Source organism: Sphaerochaeta sp. (genome assembly GCF_050178175.1).
Classification (GTDB): domain Bacteria; phylum Spirochaetota; class Spirochaetia; order Sphaerochaetales; family Sphaerochaetaceae; genus Sphaerochaeta.
In genome coordinates, this window is sequence record NZ_JBFXGH010000184.1 from 1 (window position 1) to 3,106 (window position 3,106).

General features: G+C 48.9%; 3 protein-coding genes. 2 read left to right on the plus strand and 1 reads right to left on the minus strand.

The features are described from left to right. The first annotated feature begins 312 nt into the window (after positions 1–312). Both AB7S66_RS12260 and hcp read left to right on the plus strand, forming a co-directional pair. A complete protein-coding gene (locus tag AB7S66_RS12260; protein ID WP_321262880.1) occupies positions 313–636 on the plus strand; it encodes a cupin domain-containing protein in 324 nt (107 codons plus the stop codon). 19 nt (positions 637–655) lie between these two features. Further along, a complete protein-coding gene (gene hcp, locus AB7S66_RS12265) occupies positions 656–2,290 on the plus strand; it encodes a hydroxylamine reductase (RefSeq protein ID WP_428520408.1) in 1,635 nt (544 codons plus the stop codon). Between the two features lie 120 nt (positions 2,291–2,410). Here hcp and AB7S66_RS12270 read toward each other — a convergent pair. Then, the coding region (locus tag AB7S66_RS12270; RefSeq protein ID WP_428520410.1) for a hypothetical protein at positions 2,411–3,106 on the minus strand (696 nt) is incomplete at its 5' end.

Consider the following 3,106-nt stretch of genomic DNA (forward strand, 5'->3'; position numbering starts at 1 on the left):
TGGAAGAACCCGAAGGAGAATGCGATGAGGATTCCTTGGGGCCAATTGATTCTACGCATCCTAAGTCCTTTGCATAAGGATACAGCAAACGCATCCATAGCAAGGCCTACAGAGAGCATGAGCAATTCTATGATTCCCAAGAGTGGGTCCTCCAGCATTTCATGAAGCTGAGTATAGGAGTTTTCTGCCTGAAACTCAAGATTGAGAAAAAAGCCATGAATGTTGGATTTCCAACATACAGCACAACGTAGCTTGTATACGATGTATGCAATCAGAGACATAGTATGAATCAATGAAGGAGTTGTGACTGCGATGATCAAGAATTTCAAACCATCCGAAGTGATGAGTTTTGCAGACCAGGTTACCTATCAGGAAGGACAGGTCGTGAGCAAGACCCTTGCACAGGACAAACATCACAGCCTTACCCTCTTTGCCTTCGAGAAAGGGGAGGAAATCAGCACCCACGCAAGCAGCGGGGATGCTCTGGTCATTGCCCTGGACGGAGAAGGACTGGTGACCATTGATGGTCAGGAGTTCAAACTGGGCAAAGGGGATTCAATTCTGATGCCGAGTGATCTACCGCATGCAATATATGCTCCAGAACGTTTCAAGATGTTTCTGGTAGTCAGCTTTTAACTGTATAAGGAGAAATCAAATGGACAACAAGATGTTCTGTTTCCAATGTCAGGAAACAGCACGAAATTTCGGATGTACACAAGTAGGGGTATGTGGCAAGCAGCCAGAGACAGCAAACCTGCAGGATCTTTTGATCTATGTAACAAAGGGCTTGAGCCAGGTTGCAACCAGACTCCGCGGGGAAAACCAGCCGGTCAGTAAGGATGTCAACCATATTGTCACCTACAATCTGTTTACCACCATCACCAATGCAAACTTTGACGATGAGAAGTTGACCGAGAGAATTCTCCTTACCATCGAGGCAAAGAAGGGTTTGCTCAAAGAGCTTTCCAATAAGGAAGGTTTGAGTGAAGCCGCTCTGTATGAGAATACCGATACTGCTTCCTATGAAGAGTTTTCCAAGACTGTTGGCGTACTTGCTGAAAGTAATGAAGATGTCCGCTCCCTGAAGGAGTTGATCACCTATGGCCTGAAGGGAGTGAGCGCTTATACCGAGCATGCAAACAACCTGATCAAGGAAAATGAAGAGCTTGATGCCTTTATCCAGAGTGCCCTGAATGACCTGCTTGAAGAGAAGAGTGTCGATGAGCTTGTTGCCCTTACCCTGAAGACAGGGGAATGGGGTGTTGCAGGCATGGCACTGCTCGATGGGGCAAATACCGGCGCATATGGCAATCCCGAAATGACAAAGGTAAAGATTGGTGTTGGCAAGAACCCTGGTATCCTTATCAGCGGTCACGACCTCAGGGACCTCGAGATGTTGCTTGAACAGACCCAGGGGACTGGTGTTGATGTATACACCCACTCTGAGATGCTCCCAGCCCACTACTATCCCGCATTCAAGAAGTATCCTAACTTCTATGGCAACTATGGTAACGCATGGTGGATGCAGAAGAAGGAGTTTGAATCCTTCAACGGTCCCATCTTGATGACCACCAACTGTATCGTACCTCCAGCCGAATCATACAAGAGCCGCCTCTATACCACCGGAGCAACCGGTTTCCCGGGCTGCAAGCATATTGAAGGTGGCATTGGGGATAAGAAGGACTTCAGTGAGATCATTGAACTTGCCAAGACCTGTCCTGCCCCAACTGAGATTGAGTCAGGAGAGATCATCGGTGGATTTGCCCATGAGCAGGTCTTTGCTCTTGCCGACCAGGTAGTGGAAGCCGTGAAGAGTGGTGCGATCAAGAAGTTCGTGGTCATGGGTGGTTGTGATGGCCGCTCAAAGGGCAGGGATTATTACACTGAATTTGCAAAGAATCTGCCCAAGGATACGGTAATCCTGACCGCAGGTTGTGCAAAGTATCGCTATAATAAGCTGAACCTTGGTGATATCGGTGGAATCCCCCGCGTCCTTGATGCCGGTCAGTGCAACGACTCCTACTCCTTGGCACTCATTGCCTTGAAGTTGAAGGAAGTCTTCGGCTTGGATGACATCAATGATCTTCCCATCGCCTACAACATTGCCTGGTATGAGCAGAAAGCTGTCATCGTACTGCTTGCCTTGCTTTACCTTGGTGTGAAGAACATCCACCTCGGGCCTACATTGCCTGCATTCCTTTCACCGAATGTAGCCAGCGTATTGGTTGAGAACTTCGGGATTGCCGGAATCTCATCCGTAGAGGATGACCTTGCAGAGTTAATCGGCTGATGAGCTGGTCTAGGTTATTGAAGGGAGCTTCCAGAGAGAGGCTCCCTTCGCTGTATATCCAAACAAAGGCTGCCTCTCTTTGGAGAAAGGCAGCCATGTTGCAAAGCGATTGATGAAGTGCTAGAAGTACCAGCGGAGTGCAGCCCAGGCCATGGAGTTATCCTGGTAGACACCGAACGTACCCTCTTCATCACCAACAAACAACTCCACGCCGCATTCAAGCAAGACTCCATCTCCAAAGTTATAGGAGAGGGAAGGCCTGACCAGGGCATTGGCAGGTTCCAGTTCCACGTAGGTGAAGAGTTTTGCAGTCAGGCGTTCATCAAGGAATGTATCCTGGACCCTGAAGGTGAGGGTGTGGGCGAACTCCTTGATGGGTTTCATCTGACTTACCAATGCATCATTATGGTCATGGGTATAGGTAAGCAGATACTGACTCGACCACTGGGCCCCCATCATATTCCAGTCCAGTCCCACCAACGTCTGTACCTGGTTATGGTACTCGATTGAGATGGGTGGATTACTTGTGGTATCAACGCTGTTCATCGGTTTTTCGAGAGCCGTGGCAGCTTCTCCCCTAAGAACCACACTTCCCAGGGTCGTATTGAAGCTGCCCCCGACAAATCCGTACCGCTCATACCCTTGGGATATTTCTCTTGAAGTGGCATCAGGGGCTGTAACCCCTGTTACCAAGGGTTCATCGGTGAACACATACCCTCCGTTTACCTTCCAGCTGATTGCATTCCCAAATCTTCCCAATGAGAGGAATGCTTCACTGTTCTCCAGGCTGGACTCTGGCATGGTGGGATCATTGAT

Bases quoted from the DNA above. Each gene is read 5' to 3' on its own strand.
- hcp (WP_428520408.1), top strand. From the start codon at position 656: ATGGACAACAAGATGTTCTGTTTCCAATGTCAGGAAACAGCACGAAAT.
- AB7S66_RS12260 (WP_321262880.1), top strand. From the start codon at position 313: ATGATCAAGAATTTCAAACCATCCGAAGTGATGAGTTTTGCAGACCAG.